We start from the raw sequence: 25,235 nt of genomic DNA, 5'->3' as shown, positions 1-25,235 counted from the left end.
GACCGGTTGCATCGCGGACGAAACTCCTCGCAAGAAAGGTGCCTCGATGACGGCGCTCAGCCCCTTCAGCTCCTCTACACGATGTTTCATTGATCTCGTCCTGCCTGGATTGCACGTGGCCGTGCTTCGCGCTCAAGCATCCGCGAAAAATATTGGAATAAAAATCAAAAAATGGCGGCAGTGCGCGGGCATCGACAGTCCCGAACGGCCTGGACAGACGCGTGGAAATCTTTTCAAAGATTTGGAAAGAACCTGCGGGAGGCGCGTGTTGCTCGCCGTTTCACCCTTGCCTGAAGTGCGCAACCATGACTGTGCCGATAGACGATGGTCAGCCGGCGGTGCCCGGCCCGGGCAACGCGCGGCTGCCGCATCGCGTCGCGCGTCCTGACGCTTGCCGCAAGCGGGCAGTCCATAGGCGGTTCTCATCCAGGCTCAACAGCAAACCTGACGTACGGAGCATTTTAATGTCGACGATTTCCAGCGCATCCAGCGCGCCCAGCGTACCCAACCCTTCAAGCGTGCCCGCCCCGGTCGCCGCCATTCCGAGCGCAGCCGACACGACGGCCGCCGCCAACTCGGCCAGGGCGTTCGCCGCGCAGTCCGTCATCAGCGGCTCGACGGGCAACGCATCGCTGGATGTGTCGTCGCTGGTCACGAGCCTCGTCAACGCGAAGGTGGCGGGCCACACCGGCTCGCTGATCGCGCAGCAGCGCAACGACAACACCAAGCTCTCGGCGATCGGTGCCCTGCAGGCCGGGTTATCGGCGTTGCAGGCGGGCATTGCGCCGCTCTCGAACGGGACCGCTCTGGGCCAGTTCACCGCGACCGCGGACGGTACCGGGCTGACGGCAAGCGGCAGCAGCGGCGCGGCGACCGGCAGCTATTCCGTCGCGGTGACGCAAATTGCCAGCGCGCAGACGCTCTCGTCGGCAGCGTTCGGGGCCACGACCGCACTGGGCACCGGCTCGATGAACGTCTCGGTCGGAGACAAGTCGATGAGCGTCGACATCACGTCGGCGAACAACACCGTGAGCGGGATTGCGAGTGGGATCAACTCGTCGTCGAGTAATCCTGGCGTCACGGCAACTGTCGTGACCGGCACGGACGGCGCGCACCTGATCTTGCGTTCGTCGGCCACGGGCGCATCGAACACGATCAATGTTTCAGTGGGCGCCGTGACGGACGATGCCGGCCTGTCCAGCCTCGGCGTAACGTCCACGGCCGGCGCCAGCGCCGCGGACCCATCGACTATTGCATCGGTGTCCGCCACGAGTCCGTGGACGCAGACCGAATCCGCCAAAGACGCCATGTTCGCCATCGACGGCACGGCCGGCACCAGTTCAAGCAACACCGTGACCACCGCTATCCAGGGCGTCACGCTGAACCTGACCGCGGCGGCCATTGGCGTGCCTGCCGGCACGCCGCAGACGCTGACCGTGGCGCAGGACACCACGTCGGCATCGGCTGCCATCAATAACTTCGTCAACCTCTATAACACCCTGGTGACCACTTACAGCCAGGTTGCCGGTTTCGACAGTGCGAAAGCCAAGGGTGCGCAAGGCGGACCGCTGCTTGGCAACGCGATGTTCAACACGGTCAAGAACACGCTTGCGAGTATTGTCAGCGGCGGCGTCAAGAACGGCAGCGCCAGCATCTCGCTTGGCGCTATCGGTATCACGCTGAACAAGGACGGGACGCTTACAGCCGACAGCACGAAGATGACGAACGAGCTGACGAGCAATCCGCAGGGAGTCGCGGCCTTGTTCAATTCGACGACCGGCGTGGCCGCGAAGATGACCAAGAGCCTGAACGGATTCCTGGGCGAGGGCGGCCTGATTGCGAATAACCAGGACCCGCTCAACGCGGACCTCAAGGGCATCAGCACGCAGCAGGACACCCTCGCGAGCTACACGGCCCAGCTCACTCACCAGTACCAGGCGCAGTTCACCGCGCTCAATACGGTCATGGCGACGATGAACAAGAATTCGCAGTACCTGACGCAGCTGTTCGGCGGCGCCAACAGCGACGGTGCGCTGGCGAAAGGCAAGCCCGGTTGATTGACGAGGCAGCGATGAGGCGGGAGCAGGCAGTGACCCGACCGGCAACCCGCACGCCTCGCGCTAATTTATCAACCCCTGGCGACAGGATTCGCAGGCTTCGTCGCAAGCTGCTCGAAAAAAATCCGGCTGCTGCGCAGACTCCACGCATTGCGTTCGCGCGTCTTGCCGGGAGTCCAGCATGCGTACCGTCATTGCTGTCCATATCACCGCGGCCGTCCTGTCCCTCGTGGTCGGGGCGTCAATGCTCCTGCTCCAGAAAGGCACCACGCGCCACAGATTGATGGGCCGCCTATGGGTGGCGGCCATGTTCGTCACCGTGCTGAGTTCGTTCGACATCCGGGAGTTGAACCACGGTCATTTTTCCTGGGTTCACAGCCTGTCGGTGCTGACCGCGCTTAGCCTCGCACGCGCGATCTGGGCTATCCGGCAAGGTAACGTCAGCAGCCATGCAGCCGCCATGAGCGGATCGTTCATCGGGCTTGCGGTGGCCGGCATTGCAGCCGTGGTGACGCCGCATCGTTTGCTGAACATCATGCTTGGCGGCTGGTTTGCGCACACACTCTGGTAGCTGTGGCCCGCGTTTTGCCAGGTCCTTTGGCAAGCGCCAATGCATTTCGGCGCGGCAAGCTCTTTACGGCCGGTCGCGCCGAAGCCGCATTGAAACCTGCATCCTGTCGGCCGGGTGAACCGTCACCGTGATCTCGAAGGCTTCGTTCGCCTTGTCGAGGTATCGACGAATAATTTTCAATCCCGGCGTACCTTCTCCCGCATTCAGGCTTTCCGCCATCCCGGCTGCGAGCGAGATCGCGCAAATGGTTTGCTCGACTTCCGCCACCCGTTTGCCGAACTTCGATTCAATGAGCGAGCTGACAAGCTCGGTCGGCGATTCCTTCAACAGTTTCGGAATGTCCGCGTAGGCGGGGTCCAGATACGCGTCTGTCCATCCAATTGGCAACGTGTCGCTCTTGCGGTCCAGCCGCAGTATCTGCATGCGCACCCACTTGCTGCCCGGCGTGCATCCCAGCTCGCGTGCGAGCGCCCGGTCTGCCACGATCTCGTCGACCGCCTTGACCACACGCTCCTGGTCTTCGGCAAGTTGAACAAGGCCGTCGAGCGAGGCGATTGACTGAGTGTAAGCACCCGATGGAGAACTCGATTCCACCCGCGTGCCTACATGCTTTCGTCGCGATACCAAGCCCATTCCCTGCAATTCCTGCAGCGCGAGCCGCACGGTGGGACGGCTTGTTCCGTAGTGCTCACAGAGTTCCATCTCGGTCGGCAATAACGCTCCAACCGGATACCGTCCCGATCCGATAGCCTCGGCGAGATCCTGTGCGACCCGGGAGTAAAGAGGGCTTGCCATGTGGGTGAGGGAAACAGAAAGATCGAAAGGAACGGAAATAGTAGCAGGGCCATTATTCGGGACGGACCGGGCGACAGGCCCGAGCGCTGTTGGCGCTGCGGGGTTCGCCAAACCGGAAAAGGCTTACCGGATTCGATCTAGTAAGGGTTTATACCTATCCTTTAAGCGCGACCGCGACCGATATCTATATGTAATCACATATTGATATCGGCGTCGTGAGCTGGCGTCGTCAAGCGGTCGGCCGCGTCTCCTGCCCATCTTGCGCACTTCCATGTTGAATAGGTCAATGTCCATGTTCTCGAATTTTTCGATCAAAGCGCGCATCGCCCTTGCGTTCGGCTTGCTCGTTGCGCTTTTGCTGGTGGTAGCGGCCTTCGGCCAATACGGAACCAAAGCGGGCAAGGACGCGCTGCACGACACTTATGCTGTCCAGCTGTCGTCGGCGATTGCGATCGGAGACATGAAATACAACCTGGCGATAGCACGGGTTTCAATGGACCGCGCGCTGCTTCATCCGCAAGCCCCGGATGTCCCGGCGTTGGTGACGAAGGCGCGCAGTTACATTGACCCGGCGAGGAAGGCTTACGCGCGCTATCTCGCGCTACCCAAGAGCGCCGGCGAACAGGTTCTGGCGGACGACGTGTCGAAGACCTTCGATAGCCTGGTCACCGGCGCGATAGAGCCGACATTGCAGGCGCTGCAAACCGGGGATGCGGCCACCGCAGACCGCATCACGATGACGGACATGCCGGTCCTTTCGCTTGCGCTCACCAAAAGCACGAACGCGCTCAACGACTACCTGATGCAACACGGGGCCAGCAACTACGAAGAATTCCAGTCGACGCTGCGCGCTGTCAGCCTTGCTTCCGGCATCCTGTTTTTCCTCGCCGTGGCCGTTGCGCTGGCGAGCGCCGTTGGCCTGCACCGGGCGATCTCGCGGCCTCTGGCTGAGGCGCTCGACGCATGCTCGTCGATGGCGCGAGGCGACCTGTCACAGCGAATTGAAGCGCATGGCCGCGACGAGATGAGCGCGCTGATGCGCGGCTTGTCGACGATGCAAAGTGGTCTCGGTGAGACCGTGTCGACCGTTCGCACGAGCAGCGAGTCCATGGCGACGGCAACCCATCAGATTGCATCGGGTAACGCGGATCTGTCGCGTCGAACGGAATCGCAGGCTGCCGCATTGGAGCAAACGGCTGCCAGCATGGAAGAGCTGACCGCGACTGTCCGGCAGAACAACGAGAGCGCCAGCACCGCGAGCAACCTGGCAAGCGAGGCCGCCAGGATTGCGGAAACCGGCGGCGCGATGATGGGCCGCGTGGTCGACACCATGTCGGGGATCAGCAATCAGTCGGCGAAAATCGCGACCATTATTGGCACCATCGAAGGCATTGCTTTCCAGACCAACATCCTCGCGTTGAACGCAGCCGTTGAAGCTGCGCGTGCCGGGGAACAAGGCCGGGGTTTCGCGGTAGTCGCAACCGAGGTTCGAACGCTTGCGCAGCGCTCGGCCAGCGCGGCGAAGGAGATCAAGGCGCTGATCGACAGTGCTGCGGTGAGCGTCGCCGAAGGCACCGGTCTGGTCGGCTCCGCAGGCACGACCATGGACGAAATCGTTCGCGCGATCCGGCGAGTGAACGACATCATGAGCGAAGTGGCCGCCGCATCGAAGGAGCAAAGCGACGGCATTGCACAGGTCAATCGTGCGGTGGCGCAAATGGACGAGGTCACGCAGCAAAACGCCGCACTGGTTGAAGAGACGACGGCAGCGGCTGTGTCGCTGGCTGAGCAGGCGCAGATACTTCGCGAGGCTGCTGTCCGCTTCCGTATCTGATCAATCGTGCCGTCGAAGCTGCAGCGAGTAAGTGAACCGGTCGGCGGGAAAAACGCTGACCGTCGCTTCGAAGACAATGCCGTTTTCATCGACGTAGTGCCGCGTAATCTCGAGCGCGTGTCCGTCCGGTTCGGTCATGAGCTGCCTGGCGACGCGAGCGGGCACGCCTATCGCCCGGATTTCCTGCCGCACTTCCTTGACCACGCGGCCGAAACGCTGCTCGACCATTTCGCAGATCAGGCCCGTGCTCTTGCGCAGTTCCCGCTTGATACCCGCACCCAGCGTGGGCTCGAGGTACACGTCTGTCCAGCAGATGGGCGTATCCGGCTTGGCCGGATCCACACGCAGCATTTCGGTCCTGAGCCAGCGTGAACCGGTGACCACTCCCAACTGTGCGGCCAGTGATGGGCTTGCCGACACTTCGGTGACCGACTGCACATGACGCTCGGTGACGACCGCGAACTGAATCAGGTCTTCGACGCTTGAGAGCGACTGGTCGAACGCTACACGCGGTTTTGTCGCTTCGACGCGTATGCCGGCCCGCTTGCGCCGCGATATCAGGCCAAGGTCCTGCACCCGCTCCAACGCTGAGCGCACCGTCGCACGGCTGACGCCGTACTGGGCGGACAGGTCCAGCTCGCTGGGCAACGCGGAGCCGACTTCGAACGTTCCGTCGCCGATAGCCTGGATGAGCTGCTCTGCCAATTCGGCGTAACGGGGTTTCATCTATATCAATCCTTTTCTGGTTTCAAAGCCGCTGCAGTGCCGCGGCGCGCTAATGCTAGCTCGCAGCACGCGCATTGCCAAGCGCATGGGCGGCTCAGGCAAAAACGCGGATGTTCATCAAGGTAAACCCGAGATTGACCCGTTGCACCTATAGCTAATATAGTCCGGACATATAAAACAAGTACGGACATATTGAGCGAGCCGGTCCATGCCTGGGCAGCCGCTGAACCAGGAGAAGAGCATGGCTGTTCATACGGAGACCGCACCTCACCACGGCCCTGACGCGGAGCCGGCAACGGCGCGCAAGAAGACGCCGTTCTACGCCCGGCTCGGCGTGCAGATTGTGGTGGGGATCGTGCTGGGCATCACGCTTGGTTTCGTCGCGCCGAAGCTCGCGGTGGACATGAAGGTACTGGGCGACATCTTCCTGCGGCTCATCAAGATGATTGTCGCGCCGCTGGTTTTCCTGAATGTGGTCCTGGGTATCGTTGCCGCGGGCGACCTCAAGAACGTTGGCCGTATCGGGCTGCGTGCGCTGATCTACTTCGAGGTCGTGTCGACCATCGCGCTCATGGTTAGCATGGTGATCGCCAACCTGTCCGGCGTGGGAATGGGCATGCATCTCACGCAGAGTCCCGAGGCAGCGGCTGCCGCGCACGCTCAATACGGCAAGGCCGGCCCGGTGTCGGTTGAACATTTCCTGCTGACCCTGTTCCCGGACAACTTCGTGGGGGCTTTCGCAAATGGCTCCCTGCTACAGGTTCTCGTGATTTCGATTGGCTTTGGCGCAGCGGTCCTGATGTTGAAACAGGACCAGCGCGTCAGCGTCGAGCATGCGTTGTCGCGGATGTCCGACTGCTTCTTCAAGTTCGTCGACGTCATCATGAAGTTTGCGCCGCTGGGTGCGTTCGGCTCGATTGCCTTTGCGATTGGAAGCAGTGGCATGAACGCGGTGATTTCCCTTGGCTACCTGCTCATCGTGATGTACCTGTCGCTCGCGTTCTTCGTTGTCGTGGTGCTCGGCATCGTGCTGCGCCTATACGGCTTCAACGTATTCCGCTTCTTGCGTTACTTCAAGGAAGAAATCTTCCTGCTGTTCGCCACGGCCTCGTCAGAGAGCGCGTTGCCCCGGCTGTTCGAAAAGCTTGAACGGCTCGGGTGTTCGCGACAGTCCACGGGACTCGTCCTCCCTACCGGCTATGCATTCAATCTCGACGGCACGGCGGTCTACATGTCGCTCTGCGTGATGTTCATCGCCAATGCATACGGTGTGCCGCTCGACTTGCATCAGCAGCTTGGCCTGCTCGTCATCATGCTGATTACGTCGAAGGGTGCCGCCACTGTATCGGGCGGAACGTTCATTGTCTTTGCGGCCACCGTCACGGCGTCGGGTATGTTGCCCATTGAAGGCCTGCCCATTCTTTTCGGTATCAATCGATTCACATCGCAGGCGGTCTCGATCTGCAACGCGATGGGTAACAGCGTGGCAACGCTGGTGATCGCCAGGTCGACCGGCGAGTTCGATGAGAGCGCCGCGCGCAGCGAGTATCAGCGCGTATTCGGCGCGGCTCCCGGCAAGGTCATCTGATTTCAAAGAGGGATTAGTCATGCGTATTACCGCGGTCAGGGAAATATCCGTCCCGCTGGAAGGGAACGTTGCGAACGCTCTCGTGAGTTTCGCTGAGCATGATGTATCGCTTGTTGCGCTGGAAACCGACGTGATGCGCAACGGCAAACCGGTCACGGGTTATGCGTTCGACTCCATCGGCCGATACGCTCAGGGCGGCATTCTGCGCGACCGGATGATTCCCCGTCTCATGGCTGCAAAGCCTGGGGATTTGCTCGATGCGTCAGGGCATTTCCTTGACGCTGAGAAGGTGCTGCAGACCGTCCTGCGCAACGAGAAGCCGGGTGGTCACGGTGACCGCGCCGCGGCGGCTGGCGCAATCGAGCTGGCCGTATGGGACTTGAATGCAAAGCTGCTGGATGAACCCGCGCACGTCACCATCGCGCGGCACTACGGCAGGCAGGGGAAAGCCGATGGCGTGAACGTCTATGCGGCGGGCGGTTATTACTATCCTGAGGAAAGCACGCAGCGTCTGGTCGATGAATTCAATGCTTATCGCGAGCTGGGCTTTGACGCGTTCAAGATGAAGATTGGTGGAGCGAGCCTTGAGAAGGACATCGCACGTATTGAAGCCGCGATGACGGTTGCGGGAGAAGGGCAACGCCTTGCAGTCGACGCAAATGGCCGTTTCGATCTGAAGACTGCGCTTGCTTATGCGGAAGCCATCACACCGTATGACTTGCGCTGGTTCGAAGAGATTGGCGACCCGCTTGATTTCGATTTGAATCGTCAGGTCGCGCAGGCTTACGCGGGGCGGATTGCCACGGGCGAGAACCTGTTCTCGGTGCCTGATGTAAAAAACCTCGCGCTGTTTGGCGGCATGCGGCCGGGCAAGGACGTCTTCCAGATGGACGCGGGGCTTGCCTACGGGCTGACTGAATACGCGCGGATGATCGACCTGATCGAGAGCCGTGGTTTCACCCGCGCGCAGGCGTATCCGCACGGCGGCCATCTCATCAACCTTCATATTGCGGTTGGTCTGGAGCTTGGCGGGTGCGAGGCCTATCCGGGTGTGTTCCAGCCGTTTGGCGGATATCCGCCGGGTTGCGGTGTGGGCGGCGGACGTGTGCGCCCGACCGATGCAGCGGGCTTCGGACTTGAAGAAAAAGATGCGCTGCGCCCATGGCTTGCGCGCCTTGCAAACTGATTGAGGAATAGGCAATGGCAACGACAGTTTTCGACTCGGTACTTTTCCGCGACATGTTCGGCACGCCCGAGATGCGGGAGGTGTTCTCGGACGAGGCGTATCTCCAGCGATGTATTGACACCGAGACCGCGCTGGCGCGGGCGCAAGCCAAGTCGGGCCTGATTCCGGAGGAAGCCGCGCGCGATATCACCGCGCGGGCTGACTTCGCGAAGCTTGACCTGGGTGCGCTGCGCCATGAGACAGAAATAGTTGGTTATCCTATCTTGCCGTTGGTCAGACAGGTGAGCGAAATGTGCGGGGAGGCTGGCCGGTATCTGCACTGGGGCGCGACGACGCAGGACATCATGGATACGGCCACGATGCTGCAGTGTGCGCGCGGCGTGGCGATCATCGAGAAGCAGCTGGACGAAGTGCGCGGGGCGTTGCGCGAGCTGGCGCTCAAGCATGCCGATACGGTGACGGCCGGACGTACCCATTTGCAGCATGCGTTGCCGGTGACGTTTGGATTCCGGGCTGCCGTGTGGTTGTCTGCACTGAACCGTCACGCTGAGCGTCTTCAGCAGGCGAAGGCGCGGGCATTGATGGTTGAGTTCGGCGGAGCGTCGGGCACGCTGGCTTCTCTGGGCGACCCGGAGAGGGCGTTGGAAACGCGCAGGCTGCTTGCGGAAGAACTGGGTTTGCGCAATCCCGAGATCACGTGGCATGTTGCTCGCGATGGGTTGAATGAGTTGGTATCGCTTCTGGCGAGCATTGGCGGGTCGCTTGGCAAGATTGGGCTTGACGTGATGATGATGGCTGCCTCGGAGTTTGGCGAAGTGGCTGAACCGTTTGTCCCGGGGCGGGGCGCAAGTTCCACCATGCCGCAGAAGCGCAATCCGATTTCGAGTGAACTGATGTTTGCGGCTGCGAAGATGTTGCGTGAGCGGGCAGCGCTTATGCTGGATGCCATGATGCATGACTTCGAGCGTGCGACGGGTCCGTGGCATCTTGAATGGAGTGCGGTACCGGAGAGTTTCCTGCTTGCTGCGAGCGCGCTGTTCCAGGCGAACTTCATGTTGCGCGGCCTTCAGGTCGATAGCGAAAAGATGCGCAAGAACCTGGGTCTGACGGGTGGATTGATTGTGGCGGAGGCGGTGATGATGGGGCTGGCGCCAGCCATTGGCAGGCAGCACGCGCACGATGTAGTGTACGACGCGTGTCGTATTGCCATTGAGAGTGGCCGTACGTTGCATGACGTTCTGATTGAAAACACGCAGATACGGGAAAGCTTTGGTGAGGCCGAGTTGCGAACGCTGACTGACCCGGCGAATTATCTGGGTGCTGCTGCTCATATGGCTCGTTCGGTGGCTAACGGGACGTCAAGGTAACGGTGATTGATGGTGTAAGCGATTGCCAACCCGCCTTCGGCGACGTCAGCGACTACAAGTATTCAGGACTCCGTCCGTTGCTTGATGATTCACTGACTCATCCGTCAGTCGAGGGCATGCGCGTGATTGAAGCGCTGTATCTTCGCGTGCTCGGTCCTGTCAATGCGCAAGCAGTGGCACACGTGATCAGGACACGGGTGCCACTGAGGCACCGCCAATCTTGTGCCGCTGCAACGCGTCCGCAACGAAGCCTGACGCTTTCATCTCCTCTACGAAACGCCGGAGATAATCAGCCGCAGCATTGCCACGGCTCTTCGGCAATCCCATTGCTTGCTGGATCACCATGAAGCGCTCGCCGAGCAACCGAAGGCCCGGTGTTTTCGCGGCATCGCTTTCGAGTTGTTGTTTTACCCCTGCCGCGACCTCCAACTCCTGTTCGAGGAACGTCTGCACCACGGCAGGCGACGAAGGCGCGCGAATAATTTCCGCGTGCTTCAATTCCCGCGATAGAAACAGATCATAAGCGCTGCCCTTACCGACCGCGACGCGCGTATTGGCGCTATCGACCTCGTTGTTGTGCTGTATCGGAGAGTCGTTGCGGACCATGTAAAAGCCTTCGATCAGCACATACGGCGCGGTAAACGCAATGCTTGCTCCTCGCACCGGATCGATTGCGAAGAAGCCGATATCCGCGCGTTCGTCGCCAACTGCTTCAACGGACTTTCCGGCGGTATCGAAGACGACGAGATCGACCGGCAGCCCCAAGCGCTTGCCGAGTTCCCGTGCCAGGTCGATAGAAACACCGACCGGCTCGCCAGTAACGGTATCCTTGTTAGCGAGAATCGGATTGCCCAGGTTGATGGACGCGCGCAGCTTGCCGGTGGGCGCGAAAGCGGACAGCACTGATGAGTCGGTTGTCATGGAGTCTGAGCAATAGAAGGTTGGCGTAAGCCTGACGTGGGGTTTGAGAATGTTGCCGATGCGCGAAACCCGGCAGGCCGACAAAATCCGGAATTGAAACCGCGAGTATTTCCCATGCACCCTATTTTGCGTTTCACTATTTATAAATGCAATGTTCGGGGTGCCTGATTCGTGCGGCCCGGTTGACGGCGAGCATCGTTTACAACGTGGCGTCGGCTTGCCACTGAGCGGTCATTCCCGCTATGTCGGCAAGCCAGAGCCTGAACAACTTGACCTTGTCGAGGTTGCGTTCGTTCGTCCGGTACGACAGGAAGTGGGTCTCGCGCAGGAAGGGCTTGAAGTGCCCCTCACCAAACTCGATCAGTTCACCGCGCGCGAATTCGCGTTCGGCCAGACGCGTGGTTTCCAGCGCGATACCCATGCCGTCGACTGCGGCCGATATTGCCAGCGCACCGCGATCGAACGAGGAGCGAGGCTTGTTCGGAAACGCCAGGCCGTTCAACGTGAACCAGTCCCGCCATGTCACCCGGCTGAGTTGCGAATCGATCAGTGTGAAGTCGACGATCTGCTGCTCGAGCGGCACCCCTTCGCGCAACATGCCCGGCGAGCACATAGGCACGATCCGTTCCGCGCCGAGCGGAACCACATGTAGCCCGGGGCGCTCCACTGCCATGCCGTACGAGATGGCGATATCGACCTCATGCACGCGCGTCAGGTCAATCGGTTCCGCTCCGGACGACAACCGGATCGTGATGTCGGGATGCGCCTGCATGAATTTAGGCAGGCGCGGGCCGAGCCATTTCACCGCAAGGCTGGGCGCGCAATGAACCGCGAGCACCTGCGCCTGGGGCGATAACGCGACTTCGCTGCAGGCGGCTTCAATCACATCGAATACGCGCCCGAGGCTGTCGAACAGCCTTCTGCCTTCAGCGGTGGTTTCAACGCGCCGGTTGCGTCGATGAAACAAGGGCAGACCGAAATACGTCTCCAGTTCCTTGACCTGATGACTGATCGCGGATTGTGACAGATGCAATTCCTCTGCCGCCAGCGTGAAGCTTTCAAGTCGTGCCGCCGCTTCGAACGCGCGCAGCAGCACGAAATTCGGTATGCGTCGCATGCGCGTGCCGTCTCCGTCGGAATGTTTTTCACCAATGCATGAATCCTGTTCATCTTTCTATGAACAGTCATCGTTTGTCAATGAGGGTCATGCGGACGACCATGAAGCCCTGAAAACAATCCCACTTGTTCCACAGGAGAAAACCAAATGGCGGCTGTCATGCAAGCGCGTCCCGACGCACCGGAAAAGCTGGTGAAGGACGGCAGGATATCGATTTATCAGCCGGAACAGGACGGGCTGATCTTCCCGGAATTGCCCACGTTCGCGAACCCCGCGGCACATCGGCAGCACTTGAAGGAGCGCCTGGTCGGAGCGTGCAGGGCGTTCGCGCAACAGGGCTTCGACTATGGTTTCGCCGGTCACCTGACTGTGCGCGATCCGGAAAATCCCGGCTTGTACTGGACGAATCCGATGGCCATTCACTTCTCGCAAGTGAAGGTATCGAATCTGATTTGCGCGGATCACGAAGGCCGTGTGGTCGAAGGCAATCATGCGATCAATCGAGCAGGTTTTGTGTTGCATGCAGCCGTTCATGAGATGCATCAGGACATTGTCGCGATGTGCCATGCGCACACGGTATATGGCACCGCGTTCGCGGCGCTGGGTAAAAAGCTCGAACCGGTCACGCAGGACGCCGCTGCATTTTTCGAAGACCATGTCGTGATCGGCGATGAAGCCGGACAGGTTGCGGTTGAAGTAAAAGCGGGCCATAAGGTCGCGAGTGCGTTCGCGGGTGTGAAAGCAGCCATTCACCAGAATCACGGTTTGCTCACCGCAAGCCGTCACAGCATAGAGTCCGCCGCGTTCTGGTTTATCGCGCTGGAACGCTGCTGCCGGCAGCAATTGCTGATTGATGCGACCGGCATCACGCCGAAGCTCGTCACGCCGGAACGCGCTCGTTATAGCCGCCAGCACGTGGGTAGCGAATACATTGGCTGGCTGCATTTCCAGACGATCTGGAATGATCTCGTTGCCACGCAGCCCGACATGTTCGACTGAGCAAGCCATGCGTTGAACGCAGTTCAAGCAAGTCAGCAAGGGGACGACACAGTCGCCATCAAGAGAAGGCTGGCGTCCCCCTTCCATTCGTCCCCAGGAGACAAGACATGAATCCCGCTAGTCCGGCCGCATTCAGCAAACGCGACGAAGCGTCCACGTTTTCCAGGATTACGTGGCGACTATTGCCGTTCCTGTTCCTTTGTTATTTGTGCGCCTATCTGGATCGCATCAACGTGGCGTTTGCGAAGCTGCAAATGCTCAAGGACCTTAATTTCAGCGATGCCGTTTATGGCGCCGGCGCGGGCGTGTTCTTCGTCGGCTATCTGCTCTTCGAAGTGCCCAGCAATCTACTGTTGTTGAAGGTGGGCGCGCGGCGCTGGATCGCACGGATCATGATCACGTGGGGCATTATTTCGGCCGGCATGATGTTCGTCACCACGCCAGCCAGTTTCTACATCATGCGCTTCCTGCTCGGCGTGGCGGAAGCGGGTTTCATCCCCGCAATCCTGTTCTATCTCACGTACTGGTTCCCGTCGTCGCGACGCAGCAAGGTGACCGCGCTGTTCATGACCGGCATTCCCATGTCGGGTGTTGTTGGCGGCCCGCTGTCGGGCTGGATCATGAACCACATGGGCGGCGCGCATGGGCTCGCGGGATGGCAATGGCTGTTCGTGCTCGAAGGCATTCCGACCGCAATCTTCGGGCTGATCGCGCTGGTCTACCTCGACGACAAGGTCAGCGACGCCAAGTGGCTCTCCGCGCCGCAGCGAGCCTTCCTTGAAAGTGCATTGGTCGAGGAACGGTCGGCGCACGTGCTGCATTCCGTGAAGGACGGCCTGCTGCATCCGAAGGTCCTGCTGTTGAGCGTGATCTATTTCTTCTTCACGATGGGCCTGTACGGCGTGAGCTTCTGGCTGCCGACGCTGATCAAGGCAAGCGGCGTGGCCGATCCGCTGGACATTGGTTTGCTGAGCGCCATTCCCTATGCCGCGGCGGCCGTGACCATGGTGCTCGTCAGCCACAGTTCGGATGCCAGCGGTGAGCGGCGCTGGCACCTCGCGTTGCCGGGCATTGCCGGCGCGGTGGGTCTGTACTTCAGTGTTTCGTATGCCCATTCCACGCCCATTGCAATGATTGCGCTGACCCTTGGCACGATGGGCGTGATGACAACGATCTCGCAGTTCTGGGTTCTGCCACCTGCCATTCTGGGCGGGGCGGCTGCGGCGGCCGGCCTGGCCGTCGCCAACTCGGTAGGCAGCATCTCGGGCGTGGTCAGCCCCTACGTGATCGGGTTGATCCAGACCGCGACGGGATCGACAGGAAACGGCGTGCTCGGGCTTGCAGTGAGCTTGATCATTGGCAGCGTGCTCGTGTTCACGGTGCCAGCAAAACTCGTGAACAGCCGCAAGCGCGAAGCGATGAAGGACATGGAGCGCGACGTGATCGAAAGCGGCGCGCAGACGCGTGCTTGAGACGGGTTTGCTTAAGGAGTGTGCGCCGCGTCTTCGAGTTCCTCAGCCAGCACTTCACCCAGCCGTCGCACCAGGTTCTCGCGGGCGCGGCTGGTGTGGAGGTTGGTGAGTTCCGCGGCGCGTTGCGCGTCGCCTGCGGCGATAGCCTCGGCAATTGCCGCGTGTTCGTCCCAGATGGATTTGCGTTGAGCCGACGATTGCAGCACGGCGCCCATCACCCGGCGCAGATGAACCCAGTGAAGATGCGCTGTTTCCGCAATCAGCGGATTGCCCGATGCAAGGTAGATGGCGGAATGAAAAGCCCAGTCTGTGTCGATCATGGCCTTGACGTCGTCACCTTTCGACGCGCGGCGGCCTTGCGTGATCAGCGCCTTGTCGAGCTTCGCGCCGCGTTGCGCCGCAAGACTCGCGGCGAGGGAATCGAGCGCGCCGCGGATTTCGTAGAGATGCGCGATCCAGGTGGGGTCGAGCGGGGTGACAAGAAGTCCGCGCCCCGGTGCGTCCTGCACGAGTCCGTCCTTCTTGAGCAGACGCAGCGCCTGCAGGACGGGTGACCGGGAGACCGCGAGCTGGTCGGCAATTTCTTCCTGCGTGATGCGGGTTCCCGGTGCAAGCGATCCCTCGCTGATGGCGTCGAGCAGCACTTTATAGACTTCATCGACATAGTCGGTACGTGCCTGAAGCTTCAGAAGTTTGGCGACCATGATGGCTCTCGATAAGTTTGGATACTGAGTTCAACAGGTTACAGGCTGGCGCCGGACAGCGTCAAACGGATTGACCGGATAGCGTGAAACGGAGGGTACCAAGCGTTTACCTGTAGAGACAGTGTGGTATTCCGAATCGTATCTTTGTATACAGAGTTCGGAGTTCAGAATCTAGAGATTGAAGACAAACGAACCGGACGACAACCCGGCTCGGCACGATGGATAACCCCAGCAGAGGATCCCCATGAACATCAAGTCGGACAAAGCAGAAGGTCAGAAGAGCGCCGGTGGCGGCGTGGTGCAGAAGAAGCTGGTGCCGTTTGGCGGTTACTACACCAACAAGGTCCCGGGACACGATCCGGAATTGACCGAGACCGGCCCCGGTACGCCAATGGGTGAATACATGCGGGCGTTCTGGCATCCCGTCTGCATGTCGATCGAACTTACCGACACCCCGCGTTTTCTTAAGATCCTGTGCGAAGAACTGGTCGCATTTCGCGACGGCAGCGGTCGCGTGGGCGTGCTGCATGCGCATTGCGTGCATCGCGGGGCATCGCTGGAATATGGTGCGATCCAGGAGCACGGTATCAAGTGCTGCTATCACGGCATGGTCTTCGACGTGGACGGCACCTGTCTTCACGTGCCGTTTCCGAAGGGCGAAGAAAAGGAAGCCGACAAATACGCGTGCTCGATCCAGCAGGGCGCGTACAAGGCCATCGAACGCAACGGCCTGGTGTTTGCGTACATGGGGCCGCCCGACAAGGAGCCGCCGTTTCCGGAATGGGAGGGCGACTTTACCGTCGCGCCCGGCGATGAACTCGTGGCTTATAGCAACTTCCAGCATTGCAACTGGCTGCAAGTGCAGGACAACGCAGCGGACAACTACCATCCAACCGCGCTTCACGCCGGCAAGAACGTGGTGAACGGCAAGTACCAGGGCACGACGTTCGACGAAGTGGGCGCCAAGTCCATGGAGGTCGCGCCCGACATGCATTTCGTGCCGGTGCAGCAGGGCCGCAGTCTGGCTTGCGCGGGAGCACGACGAGTCGATAAAGACAGGCTGTTCGTGCGCGTCCAGCATCAGGTCCTGCCCAACCTCAGCTTGCACGCGTACACGTCCGAAGATGGGTCGAAGAAGAAGTTGTTCAGCCGTTTCCACATCATCCGCTGGACGGTTCCTGTCGACGATGAAAACAGCAAGATGATCGGCTGGCGCGTGATGGGGCCGGGTATTGACACGCGTGGTATCTGCGATAAATCGCTGGTCGGCTACGAGACGATCGACTTCCTTGAAGGGCAGGTGGCCATGCGCCGTCCCGAACGCTTCGGCAAATACAAGCTGGAGGATTTACCGCCCATCCCGCCGAACCACCGTGATCGGGAGAACTACAAGGACGCTCAATACGCCCCCGGTGATTACGAAGCCATCATCAGCCAGCGGCCGATCGCCGTGCATGCGCTCGAGAATCCGACGAAGTTCGACGCTGGCCTGTTCATGTTCCGCAAGATGCTGCGCGATGCGGTGCGGGGGACGAACCCGGCGGCGTCGGCGGATAACTTCGTGGAGTGGTTCCGGGCTAACGCGGGCGCACCGAATAGTTATTGCTCGGGCAATGTGTTCGATATCCCTGAAGGCGAGACCGTCGAACAGGAGGTGGCGAATCGCCGCAACGTGACGAAGCGGATCGTCGCGATCCTGACGGAAAGCGAGACGCTGAAGGGCGAAGAGCGCGCCGCATTCGTGCGTGAAAAATTCGATGCGCTCGAGGCTTCAGTCAAGGAGGGTTGAACGGAGTTTTGAAGGGAAGGTAACGTGCGAGTTGCACGTTACCCGGCTTGTATATGCAAGGAAAGGTAATGGCAAGTTCAGATAATGCGGCGGACGACCGTACACTCGAGTTGATGGTGCGCCAGATCCGCTTCGAAGGCAGGGGCATCCATTCCTACGAGTTCGTCGATCCGTCAGGTGATTTGTTGCCTGTGTTCACCGCAGGCGCACACATCGATGTCCATTTAAGCGACGGGTTGATCCGTCAGTACTCGCTCAGCAATTCGCCGAATGAACGGCATCGCTATGTGATCGCGGTACTGCGTGACGAAACGGGCAGGGGCGGCTCGAAAGCGTTGCACGACAGATTGCGCGTGCAGGACAAGGTGCGCATCAGTCGCCCACGCAATAACTTCGAACTCGTAGCCGATGCCGGTAAAGTCATTCTATTGGCCGGCGGTATCGGCGTGACGCCGTTGAAATCTATGGCCCACCGGCTTGAAGAAAGAGGCGTTGACTATGAGATGCACTACTGCGCCAAGGATGAAAGCTGCACGGCCTTCGCGGCGGAGCTTGCGCCCATGCATACCAGCGGCAAGCTGCAATTTCACTTCGACAACGGTGATCCTTCGAATGGGCTGGATCTAAAGCGCTTGTTAAGCGAGGCCGCGCCCGGTGTGCATGTCTACTACTGCGGTCCCGGCGGGTTCATGAAAGCGTGTGCTGCGGCGACTGAGCACTGGACGGCCGGTACGGTTCACTTTGAACATTTCAAGGCGCCGGAACGGGCAGTGAGCGAAACAGTCGCCGCGGCTGCGGGCGAGTTCATCGTGAAGATTGCCAGCACCGGGCAGCAGATACCGGTGTCAGGCGACCAGAGCATCGCCGACGCGTTGGAGGAGGCCGGCGTGGCGATTGAAACGTCGTGCCGCGCCGGATTGTGCGGCACTTGCAAGGTGCGGTATTTATCGGGTGAAGTCGAACACAACGACTGCATTCTCGGCGACGACGAGAAGCAGGAGTACCTGACTGCTTGTGTGTCGCGGGCGTCAAGCCGGGAACTGGTGCTGGACCTTTAGACTGGAGGCCGTGCGCGACTCGCACACGGCATAGAATAAAAATCTAAGGTATCGGCTATTTCTTTGATCTGGTTCTATCGGTCCGCGAAATCATCGAAATATTTGGGAAATTATTTCGATGTCGTCACCTTAAAATTAGCGCTCCGCCAACACTTGAATAACAATGAGCGCTGACCTGCATTACTTCGATTACGCGGCCACCACTCCGGCGGATCCGCGTGTCATCACTTCAATGGTCAACTGCCTGGGAATAGACGGGGTGTTCGGCAATCCGGCATCCAACTCGCACGCGGCAGGTATCCGGGCACGAGGTCTGGTCGAACAAGCGCGTGAGCAAGTTGCAATGCTGATCGGCGCCCGCACGGACGAGATCATATGGACTTCCGGGGCAACGGAGTCGAACAACCTCGCGTTGAAGGGATTCGCCGAAGCAAGCGGAGCGCTGCCGCATATTGTCACTAGCGGGATCGAACACAAGGCCATCCTGGACACGGCCGCCAGCCTCGAACGGCGTGGATTGTCGGTGACTTATGTCGAGCCCGATCAAGACGGCGCCATCACTGCCGCCGCGGTTAGCGCGGCACTAAGACCAGACACGGGCATGGTCTCGCTCATGCTGGTCAACAACGAAATCGGAACGGTCACCGACATCGCGGCGATCGCGCTTATCGTTCATGCCGCGGGTGCGTTGTTGCATGTGGACGCGGCTCAAGCGCTTGGCAAGACACCAATCGACGTCAAGGCCCTGGGTATCGATTTCATGTCGATGTCTGCCCACAAGGTCTACGGGCCGAAGGGTATCGGAGCACTGTACGTCGCTCGTGAAGCGGCTAACCGGCTTGCACCGCAGATGCACGGAGGAGGGCATGAGGGCGGCTTGCGCTCAGGGACCCTTGCTACCCATCAGATCGTGGGCATGGGCACGGCCTGTGCAATCGCCATGGCTGAAATGGAGGCCGACACCGCGAGAATTACCGCGCTCGGCAAACGGCTGCTCGATGGTGTTCTGTCGGTTGACGGTGTCGAGAAAAATGTGCGCGACGGTTTGCACATTCCGCATACGCTTAGCTTGCGAATTGACCGCGCGGGTTTCTTCCCCTTCATGCTCGCCGCGGATCTCGCCATCTCTTCCACGTCTGCTTGCAGTTCGGCCTCCAGCGCGGTGTCGCACGTATTGAGTGCGATTGGACTTGATGAGCATGCAGCGGCCCGGACAATACGCGTAAGCCTCGGGCGCTTTACCACGGAGCAGGACGTGGATCGAGCCGTTACCTGCATTCGGCAGGTAGTGGACCAATGCCTCGTGATGCAGTAAGGCCTGTATCGTCGAAGCGCAAAGGCGTTAGTGTATTTGCGGCCGGTCAAGTGTCATTCTGACTTGGGCACGAGCCGGCACGGAAGCCTTTTCGGTGCTTCCTTGAAGGCCCCACTCGAATGAAAAATCGAATTACTAACGTTCGCGGCTGAACTCCAGATCGCACGGAGCCGACACAATTCATTTCCATTCGAAGTCCATGAGCGGCCTGGCGCGTCGAGAGCGTTCGGCGAATGAAATCCGCTCGCTGCGAGTAAGTGCATGATCTTCAGAGCCCAAGCCATGAGCAAGCCGCAAAGTCCGTTTCCTGTGCAACTGCGCTTAACCGGATCAGAGTTGCTGTACGCACTGGAACTGATAGCGCCCGATGCGTTCAAAGTCGGGTTCGACCGCCAGCATCCACAGTTGATGGGTGTGATCGTGATCGCTGGAACCGCGGTGCCCTCCAAGGACTTCTGGAGTGCCGCGCACGAGTGGAAGATGTCGGCAGGTGCCGTACTACCGGCTCGAGCGGATAACCTGCGCGACCGACATTCCTCCTAGGCGTTGAGGTCGGCTGGCAAGCTTTCCAGACGCTCATGTCGCCCGACTACTCCGGCTACGCAATTTCGCCGCAACCTCGATCGCGATTCGCACAAAGTTGGCCGCGGCCACCGTAGGTTCGTGTGACACAGCTACTGCAACCGTACATGGCGGCATGTCTCTGATAACCGGGAAAGCTACGCCAGGCCGGGCATAGAATTGAGCAGTGGAATAAGCCGTGATGCTAATGCCCCGGCCCGAAGCGACCGTCTGCAATTCGCTTTCCACGGTCGCTGCTTCATGGACAACAGGGGCAGCGCGTCCTCCGCGATACTCGTCTCCTGTCCAATAGTTGCGCCATACGCCGCTGCCAGGCGCAGCAACAATAGGATCGTCCAGCAAATCAAAAATGCTGACGGATTCGGCGCTTGCGAGCCTGTGACTGGCCGGGAGACAAGCCACGCAGGCCTCTTCGATCAGCGTTTCACAAACAAGCCCTTCCACGCCGACCGGTGGCCGCAGGACGGACACCTCCATGCCGCTAATGATGCCGGCCTCGGGTGCGGAAAAATCGAACTCCTTTACGATCACGTTGACATCCGGATATCGCTGACCGAACGCCCGGAGAATTTGCGGCATCAGGTCGACCCCGGCACCAATCAGGAATCCTACTTTTAGTGTTCCCCGAATCCCCCGAGCGTAGTCACGCGCGTGTTCGGCGAGATGCGACACGCGCTCCAGGATCTCCCGTGCGTCCTTCAGGAGTTCCTGGCCGGCCTCAGTCAGTGCCACGGACCTTGTGGTTCGATCGAACAACTGAACGCCCAGCGTGCTTTCAAACTGCCGGATAGTTTGCGACAGCGCGGGTTGCGATATGAAAAGTCGTTGGGATGACCGGACGAAATTCAGTTCTTCAGCGATTACAACAAACGCCTGAAGCTGCCGGACGTCAATGCCCCGAGTGTTCACGCATCTCCCCCGAACTGGATCAAAGTGGTCGGACTGTCGCACCGATAGTGACACGATATATAAGCACGATCAATATATCGGTTTTTATTTCGTCTTTATATCTTCCCGTTGTCACCGCATAGGATTGAAGCACTCGAGCTCGACCGAGTCCTGACACTTATAGGAGACGACATGAACCATTTGAATTCGTTGGCCGATCTGGACGTGCCGGCAACGCCCGTAGCCAAGCAGCCCTCGGCAGAAAAAATCACGCTGGTCAAAGCGCGAGGCTCGCTCGTCTGGGACGACGCCGGCCGCGAATATATCGACTGCACAGCGCAGGCCTGGTCGAACAATCTGGGTGCAAACGATCCGCGTGTTGTCGAAGCGGCCGTCGCGCAACTACGCGAGATGACGCATATTCGCCCCAATTTCGAGTCGATCCCGCACAAGAATCTCGTCGCCAAATTGCGCGAGATCTCGGTGGGTTCGCTCAATCAAACGGGCTTCGCGCTGCACGGAAGCCTGGCTGGCGAAATGGCGATGAAACTGGCGTTCAAGAACCGCCCGCACGCGCAGAACCTCGTCGTGCTTCAGGATGGTTATCACGGACGTTCGCTGGCCACACTGGGCGCGAGCTGGCCGCATCCAAACAATCCGTTTCTCGCGATCCAGCCGCGCTTCACCCGGGTGCCGCACCCGTATCCGTACCGGGCGCGCATGGGCATGGACCCTGAGGCCGAGTCGCAACTGTGCCTGGGTTTGCTCGAAGACACGATAGTCAAGGGCGTGGATGGCCCGGTCGCAGCCGTCATGATGGAGCCGATCCAGGGCAACGGCGGTCACATCGAATTCCCGCGCTCTTACTATAGAGGCGTGCGTGAAATCTGTGATCGCCACGGCGTGCTGTTGATTTTTGACGAGGTCCAGACTGGATTTGGCCGCATGGGTACGATGTGGGCGGCGCAATACTATGGCGTGACGCCGGACATTATCGTATTTGGCAAAGGCGTTGGTGGCGGTTTTCCGCTCGCCGGGATCCTTGCCGATGATCGCCTGAAATGGTTCGACGAAGGCGAGGAAGCATTGACCTTCGGCCACTTCCCGGTGTCCCTCGCGGCGGCATGCGCGACCATCGACGCGATCCGCGATGACAAGCTCTGCGAAAAGGCGAAGGACTCCGGTGAGTACGTAACCGGGCGGCTGCTCGAGATGCAGACGCGCAGAAAGCTGATCGGCGATGTCCGATGCCCGGGCTTGATGGCATCCATTGAACTCGTGACGGATCGGGTCACCAAGGCCCCCGCGCGGTATGCCTCCCAGGAAGTCTATCGACGAGGCGTGGAACTTGGCGTTCTGTTCGGCGAAAGTCGTTATGCGGGCCTTGGCAACCTCATCAAGGTCAAGCCGCCGCTTGATATTGAACGGCCGCTGCTCGCTCGTGCACTGGACGTCCTGGACGAAGTGCTGGGCGCTATCGAGGAGGAAGGAAAATGAACTCGACCGTCAAGTCGATAGGGGCGGCGATGGAGCCATCGCTTGCCGATTCCGAGAATAGTCGTGACGACGCGGATCTGGCGGCACTCGGATATAAGCAGAAGCTGCATCGCACAATGGGCCCGTTTACCTCGTTTGCACTTGCCTTCTCGATGGTCTCCATCAACACGGGTGTGGTGACGCTGTTTTCCGACCCGTTCACGCGGGTCGGCGGCGTCGGCATCTTGTTGTGGCTGCTGGTGATACCCCTCGTTTTCTGTATCGTGCTGGTGTATTCGCATCTCGCCGGCCGGATTCCGTTGACGGGCTACGCGTATCAGTGGTCCAGCAGGCTTGCCGGAAATCACTTCGGCTGGTTCACCGGCTGGGTCGCGTTCGTGTCTTTCCTCGCGGGGACAGCGGCAACCGCCGCGGCAATTGGCAGCGTGTTTGCGCCGGAGATCTGGGCGCATCCAACCCAGGGGCAGGTCCAGGGCTTGAGCATTGCGGCGACGCTTGTGGTCGGCTTGCTGAACATATTCGGCATCAAGCTGGCAACCCGGATCAACGACATTGGCGCAAGCATTGAACTTGTCGGCACCGTGGTCCTGGCTATCGTCCTTGTTGCCGGGGTGTTCTTTTTCTTCGGGCATACGCAGGGATTGCACATTCTCGTATCAGCAGAACCTACCAGCAAGCAGCCGATTCACTTCGCCACCGTGGCGCTCGCCACCTTGCTGCCCGTGTCCGTACTGCTAGGCTGGGAGGGCGCGGCGGACCTGGCTGAGGAAACGAAGGATCCCCGCAGAACCGCACCCCGCGCAATGATTCGTGCCGTAGTTGTATCCAGTGTGCTCGGGTTCGTTGTCTTCGCGTTGCTGGGGATTGCCATCCCCGGTTCGGTGTCGGACCTGCTTGCCCAGCCTGAAAATCCGGTCATTCAGATCGTACGGCTGCAACTCGGGCGCATTGCGGGCAGCTTGATGGTCGCCGTTGCCTTCGCCTCCATTCTTGCGTGTCTGATTGCAAACATGGCGGTGGCGACGCGCATGACGTTCGCCTTGTCCCGTGATCGGATGCTCCCTGCGTCAACATTCCTGTCGTCGATCAACCCGCGCTTTGGGACGCCGGTCGGCGCCATCGTTTTGATCACGGTCATTTCGGTCGCGCTTAATCTGGCCAGCGGCGGCTTTGTGACCGCCATCTATTCGATGGTCGGCCTGACTTACTACCTGACCTATCTGCTCACGCTTGTCGCCGCGTATTACGCTTACAAGAATGGGCGCATGCCGTCTGCACCCACGGGTGTGTTCGATTTAGGACGATGGCTTGTACCGATGATCGTGATCGGCGCGATCTGGGCAGTGTTTGTCATCGTCACGCTGACGTTGCCCGATGAGAATCACAGCGCCGCTGTTACGACGGTCATCACGATCGCGGTGGGTGTGATCTGGTGGCTGGTTTCGCTGCGTGGGAGGCTTAACGCGGGCAAGGCCGGACCGAGCCACAGTCTTTAAACGTGGTGCGCGGGGTTTAACCGCGCGTCCTGCCGGCTGCACGTCGACAGCCGGCACGGTACGGTGTTGCGCTAAAAGCGGCTAGCATATAGTTTGCCGCGGCGCATCCGGTCGCGTGCTAAAGCAGCATGGATCCAGCGCGGTGCTATTGACACATAGAGTAATGGACGACCCGGTCGCAGACGTTCGTCTACCAGATCCGGAACGTCATTAAAGGGGGAGCGGCATGGCAAGATTCGAAGAGCTCAGATGGTTGAACCAGCCCGAAAATTTTGAAATTTGTGGAAACGAGTTGTATGTTCGAACCAATGGCCAGACTGACTTCTGGCGCGAGACCTTTTATTCGTTCTGGCGTGACAGCGGGCATTTTGCCTATCAAACGGTGGAGGGCGATTTCACCGCGGAGGCCACGATCAATGGCCGCTATGAGACCCTGTACGACCAGGCCGGCCTGATGGCGCGCCTCAGTGAGACGCACTGGGTCAAGGCGGGTATCGAATATTCAGACGGACAGAGTTACTTCTCGGTAGTTGTCACCAATGACACCTCGGACTGGTCCATGTTGAGAATCCCCACTTCTACTTCGGGACTGCGTCTGCGTCTGACGCGTCATGGTGAAGCAATCCGTGTTCAATATTTCGATGTCGAAAGTCAGTTGTGGCAAATAGTGCGTCTCGCCTATTTACCTCGTTCGGCGGCCATCGATGTTGGAGTAATGTGCTGTTCGCCGGAGCGGGAAGGATTCGAGGTGGTTTTTAGCGATTTTACAGTTGGACCCGCGATCGAGCGGAAACTGCATGATTGACAGGATCACTTAGCTTAGGAAGCTATCGTGAAGGAACATTGTGTTGCTGGTGTTCTTGCCCGAGTCGGCTCAATACCTTGCCTCCCGCGGCACGTACCCTGATCGGGTGAGGGCGATCTTGCGGCGCATGGGTCACCACATAGCGGGCAAGGGCCGCTACCTGGCTCGTGCGCTTGGCAATGCGAGCGTGGTGCTGCTGCGCGGGCACGGCTCGGTGACGGCCGGGCGCGATCTGCCGGAGGCGGTCTTTCGCGCGGTCTATCTCGAACTCAATGCAAGAATTCAAACCAATGCAGTGGCGCTGGGCGGCGAGATCGAGTTCCTGACCGACGAGGAGGCGCACGCCGGAACCGAGGCCGACGCGGCCCAGACCGCTCGTCCGTGGGCCCTATGGTCCGAGCAGGCGCAGGCACGCCGGGCGATGCGCTGAGTCGGTACGAACTCGAAGCGGGGCGTCGCGGCGCTTCA

At 59.9% G+C, this 25,235-nt stretch carries 21 protein-coding genes and 1 pseudogene; 16 read left to right on the top strand and 6 right to left on the bottom strand.

Annotated features, from left to right (window positions below; all coding sequences use genetic code 11):
* Window positions 1-464 precede the first annotated feature (464 nt).
* The gene (gene fliD, locus AWB69_RS10160) at window positions 465-2,057 is read left to right on the top strand and encodes a flagellar filament capping protein FliD (protein ID WP_082913338.1); all 1,593 of its coding nucleotides are present in this window, start codon (window positions 465-467) and stop codon (window positions 2,055-2,057) included.
* Between the two features lie 181 nt (window positions 2,058-2,238).
* Complete coding sequence (locus AWB69_RS10155) at window positions 2,239-2,628, top strand: DUF2306 domain-containing protein (protein WP_062084769.1); 390 nt, start codon at window positions 2,239-2,241, stop codon at window positions 2,626-2,628.
* A 63-nt stretch (window positions 2,629-2,691) separates the two neighbouring features.
* Here AWB69_RS10155 and AWB69_RS10150 read toward each other — a convergent pair whose 3' ends face one another.
* Window positions 2,692-3,423, bottom strand: a complete 732-nt coding sequence (locus AWB69_RS10150; protein WP_062084768.1) for a GntR family transcriptional regulator — start codon at window positions 3,421-3,423, stop codon at window positions 2,692-2,694.
* A 292-nt stretch (window positions 3,424-3,715) separates the two neighbouring features.
* Between AWB69_RS10150 and AWB69_RS10145 the strand changes: the two genes are divergently transcribed.
* Entirely contained in the window at window positions 3,716-5,257 is a 1,542-nt protein-coding gene (locus tag AWB69_RS10145; protein WP_062084813.1) for a methyl-accepting chemotaxis protein, read from the top strand.
* On the opposite strand, the gene AWB69_RS10140 is transcribed toward AWB69_RS10145, so the two are convergent.
* Window positions 5,258-5,983: a GntR family transcriptional regulator gene (locus AWB69_RS10140; RefSeq protein ID WP_062084767.1), complete on the bottom strand. Its 726-nt coding sequence runs from the start codon at window positions 5,981-5,983 to the stop codon at window positions 5,258-5,260.
* 241 nt (window positions 5,984-6,224) lie between these two features.
* Between AWB69_RS10140 and AWB69_RS10135 the strand changes: the two genes are divergently transcribed.
* From AWB69_RS10135 to AWB69_RS10125, 3 genes are read left to right on the top strand one after another with little or no spacing between them, the layout of a single operon-like run.
* On the top strand, window positions 6,225-7,571 hold the full coding sequence (locus AWB69_RS10135) for a cation:dicarboxylate symporter family transporter (RefSeq protein WP_062084766.1): 1,347 nt from the start codon (window positions 6,225-6,227) through the stop codon (window positions 7,569-7,571).
* Window positions 7,572-7,590: 19 nt separating this feature from the next.
* On the top strand, window positions 7,591-8,757 hold the full coding sequence (locus tag AWB69_RS10130; protein WP_062084765.1) for an enolase C-terminal domain-like protein: 1,167 nt from the start codon (window positions 7,591-7,593) through the stop codon (window positions 8,755-8,757).
* Between the two features lie 14 nt (window positions 8,758-8,771).
* Window positions 8,772-10,124 (top strand): class-II fumarase/aspartase family protein, encoded by a 1,353-nt coding sequence (locus AWB69_RS10125; RefSeq protein WP_062084764.1) that lies wholly within the window; start codon window positions 8,772-8,774, stop codon window positions 10,122-10,124.
* A gap of 186 nt (window positions 10,125-10,310) precedes the next feature.
* Here AWB69_RS10125 and AWB69_RS10120 read toward each other — a convergent pair whose 3' ends face one another.
* Together AWB69_RS10120 and AWB69_RS10115 are read right to left on the bottom strand one after the other, a co-directional pair.
* The gene (locus AWB69_RS10120; RefSeq protein WP_062084763.1) at window positions 10,311-11,045 is read right to left on the bottom strand and encodes an ABC transporter substrate-binding protein; all 735 of its coding nucleotides are present in this window, start codon (window positions 11,043-11,045) and stop codon (window positions 10,311-10,313) included.
* Window positions 11,046-11,244: 199 nt separating this feature from the next.
* Window positions 11,245-12,162: a LysR substrate-binding domain-containing protein gene (locus AWB69_RS10115; RefSeq protein ID WP_062084762.1), complete on the bottom strand. Its 918-nt coding sequence runs from the start codon at window positions 12,160-12,162 to the stop codon at window positions 11,245-11,247.
* 147 nt (window positions 12,163-12,309) lie between these two features.
* Here AWB69_RS10115 and AWB69_RS10110 point away from each other — a divergent pair, with 147 nt between their 5' ends.
* On the top strand, window positions 12,310-13,161 hold the full coding sequence (locus AWB69_RS10110; RefSeq protein WP_062084761.1) for a class II aldolase/adducin family protein: 852 nt from the start codon (window positions 12,310-12,312) through the stop codon (window positions 13,159-13,161).
* Window positions 13,162-13,268: 107 nt separating this feature from the next.
* Window positions 13,269-14,633 carry an MFS transporter gene (locus AWB69_RS10105; RefSeq protein WP_062084760.1) on the top strand — a complete coding sequence of 455 codons (1,365 nt, stop codon included), beginning with the start codon at window positions 13,269-13,271 and terminating at the stop codon, window positions 14,631-14,633.
* Between the two features lie 11 nt (window positions 14,634-14,644).
* Here the strand turns inward: AWB69_RS10105 and AWB69_RS10100 are convergent, their stop codons facing one another.
* Window positions 14,645-15,337: a GntR family transcriptional regulator gene (locus tag AWB69_RS10100; RefSeq protein WP_062084759.1), complete on the bottom strand. Its 693-nt coding sequence runs from the start codon at window positions 15,335-15,337 to the stop codon at window positions 14,645-14,647.
* A 244-nt stretch (window positions 15,338-15,581) separates the two neighbouring features.
* Here AWB69_RS10100 and AWB69_RS10095 point away from each other — a divergent pair, with 244 nt between their 5' ends.
* The 4 genes and pseudogenes from AWB69_RS10095 (at window position 15,582) to AWB69_RS10080 (ending at window position 20,042) form a co-directional block, all read left to right on the top strand.
* Window positions 15,582-17,126, top strand: a complete 1,545-nt coding sequence (locus AWB69_RS10095) for a Rieske 2Fe-2S domain-containing protein (RefSeq protein WP_062084758.1) — start codon at window positions 15,582-15,584, stop codon at window positions 17,124-17,126.
* 68 nt (window positions 17,127-17,194) lie between these two features.
* Window positions 17,195-18,184 carry a PDR/VanB family oxidoreductase gene (locus AWB69_RS10090; protein ID WP_062084757.1) on the top strand — a complete coding sequence of 330 codons (990 nt, stop codon included), beginning with the start codon at window positions 17,195-17,197 and terminating at the stop codon, window positions 18,182-18,184.
* 157 nt (window positions 18,185-18,341) lie between these two features.
* A pseudogene (locus AWB69_RS10085) lies at window positions 18,342-19,484 on the top strand (cysteine desulfurase family protein); the annotation flags it as partial.
* Window positions 19,485-19,781: 297 nt separating this feature from the next.
* Window positions 19,782-20,042: a hypothetical protein gene (locus AWB69_RS10080; RefSeq protein WP_156528797.1), complete on the top strand. Its 261-nt coding sequence runs from the start codon at window positions 19,782-19,784 to the stop codon at window positions 20,040-20,042.
* Between the two features lie 33 nt (window positions 20,043-20,075).
* Here AWB69_RS10080 and AWB69_RS10075 read toward each other — a convergent pair whose 3' ends face one another.
* On the bottom strand, window positions 20,076-20,990 hold the full coding sequence (locus tag AWB69_RS10075) for a LysR family transcriptional regulator (RefSeq protein ID WP_062084754.1): 915 nt from the start codon (window positions 20,988-20,990) through the stop codon (window positions 20,076-20,078).
* A 171-nt stretch (window positions 20,991-21,161) separates the two neighbouring features.
* Between AWB69_RS10075 and AWB69_RS10070 the strand changes: the two genes are divergently transcribed.
* From AWB69_RS10070 to AWB69_RS10055, 4 genes are all read left to right on the top strand, one after another.
* Entirely contained in the window at window positions 21,162-22,466 is a 1,305-nt protein-coding gene (locus AWB69_RS10070; RefSeq protein ID WP_082913336.1) for an aspartate aminotransferase family protein, read from the top strand.
* Entirely contained in the window at window positions 22,463-23,962 is a 1,500-nt protein-coding gene (locus tag AWB69_RS10065) for an APC family permease (RefSeq protein WP_062084753.1), read from the top strand. Before AWB69_RS10070 ends, AWB69_RS10065 begins: the two co-directional genes overlap by 4 nt.
* 226 nt (window positions 23,963-24,188) lie before the next feature.
* On the top strand, window positions 24,189-24,767 hold the full coding sequence (locus AWB69_RS10060) for a DUF1349 domain-containing protein (protein ID WP_062084752.1): 579 nt from the start codon (window positions 24,189-24,191) through the stop codon (window positions 24,765-24,767).
* Window positions 24,768-24,894: 127 nt separating this feature from the next.
* Window positions 24,895-25,197 carry a class II aldolase/adducin family protein gene (locus AWB69_RS10055; protein WP_156528796.1) on the top strand — a complete coding sequence of 101 codons (303 nt, stop codon included), beginning with the start codon at window positions 24,895-24,897 and terminating at the stop codon, window positions 25,195-25,197.
* The last annotated feature ends 38 nt before the right edge of the window (window positions 25,198-25,235 follow it).

The organism is Caballeronia udeis (assembly GCF_001544555.2).
Lineage (GTDB): Bacteria > Pseudomonadota > Gammaproteobacteria > Burkholderiales > Burkholderiaceae > Caballeronia > Caballeronia udeis.
The sequence above is the reverse complement of the archived record's forward strand: the minus strand, read 5'-3'. Positions and strand labels throughout refer to the sequence as shown.

Coding starts and splice junctions, on each gene's coding strand:
- AWB69_RS10135 (WP_062084766.1), top strand. CDS start 6,225: ATGGCTGTTCATACGGAGACCGCACCTCACCACGGCCCTGACGCGGAG.
- AWB69_RS10070 (WP_082913336.1), top strand. CDS start 21,162: ATGAACCATTTGAATTCGTTGGCCGATCTGGACGTGCCGGCAACGCCC.
- AWB69_RS10080 (WP_156528797.1), top strand. CDS start 19,782: ATGAGCAAGCCGCAAAGTCCGTTTCCTGTGCAACTGCGCTTAACCGGA.
- AWB69_RS10100 (WP_062084759.1), bottom strand. CDS start 15,337: ATGGTCGCCAAACTTCTGAAGCTTCAGGCACGTACCGACTATGTCGAT.
- AWB69_RS10150 (WP_062084768.1), bottom strand. CDS start 3,423: ATGGCAAGCCCTCTTTACTCCCGGGTCGCACAGGATCTCGCCGAGGCT.
- AWB69_RS10105 (WP_062084760.1), top strand. CDS start 13,269: ATGAATCCCGCTAGTCCGGCCGCATTCAGCAAACGCGACGAAGCGTCC.
- AWB69_RS10140 (WP_062084767.1), bottom strand. CDS start 5,983: ATGAAACCCCGTTACGCCGAATTGGCAGAGCAGCTCATCCAGGCTATC.
- AWB69_RS10095 (WP_062084758.1), top strand. CDS start 15,582: ATGAACATCAAGTCGGACAAAGCAGAAGGTCAGAAGAGCGCCGGTGGC.
- AWB69_RS10125 (WP_062084764.1), top strand. CDS start 8,772: ATGGCAACGACAGTTTTCGACTCGGTACTTTTCCGCGACATGTTCGGC.
- AWB69_RS10065 (WP_062084753.1), top strand. CDS start 22,463: ATGAACTCGACCGTCAAGTCGATAGGGGCGGCGATGGAGCCATCGCTT.
- AWB69_RS10120 (WP_062084763.1), bottom strand. CDS start 11,045: ATGACAACCGACTCATCAGTGCTGTCCGCTTTCGCGCCCACCGGCAAG.
- AWB69_RS10145 (WP_062084813.1), top strand. CDS start 3,716: ATGTTCTCGAATTTTTCGATCAAAGCGCGCATCGCCCTTGCGTTCGGC.
- fliD (WP_082913338.1), top strand. CDS start 465: ATGTCGACGATTTCCAGCGCATCCAGCGCGCCCAGCGTACCCAACCCT.
- AWB69_RS10110 (WP_062084761.1), top strand. CDS start 12,310: ATGGCGGCTGTCATGCAAGCGCGTCCCGACGCACCGGAAAAGCTGGTG.
- AWB69_RS10130 (WP_062084765.1), top strand. CDS start 7,591: ATGCGTATTACCGCGGTCAGGGAAATATCCGTCCCGCTGGAAGGGAAC.
- AWB69_RS10055 (WP_156528796.1), top strand. CDS start 24,895: ATGGGTCACCACATAGCGGGCAAGGGCCGCTACCTGGCTCGTGCGCTT.
- AWB69_RS10060 (WP_062084752.1), top strand. CDS start 24,189: ATGGCAAGATTCGAAGAGCTCAGATGGTTGAACCAGCCCGAAAATTTT.
- AWB69_RS10090 (WP_062084757.1), top strand. CDS start 17,195: ATGGCAAGTTCAGATAATGCGGCGGACGACCGTACACTCGAGTTGATG.
- AWB69_RS10155 (WP_062084769.1), top strand. CDS start 2,239: ATGCGTACCGTCATTGCTGTCCATATCACCGCGGCCGTCCTGTCCCTC.
- AWB69_RS10115 (WP_062084762.1), bottom strand. CDS start 12,162: ATGCGACGCATACCGAATTTCGTGCTGCTGCGCGCGTTCGAAGCGGCG.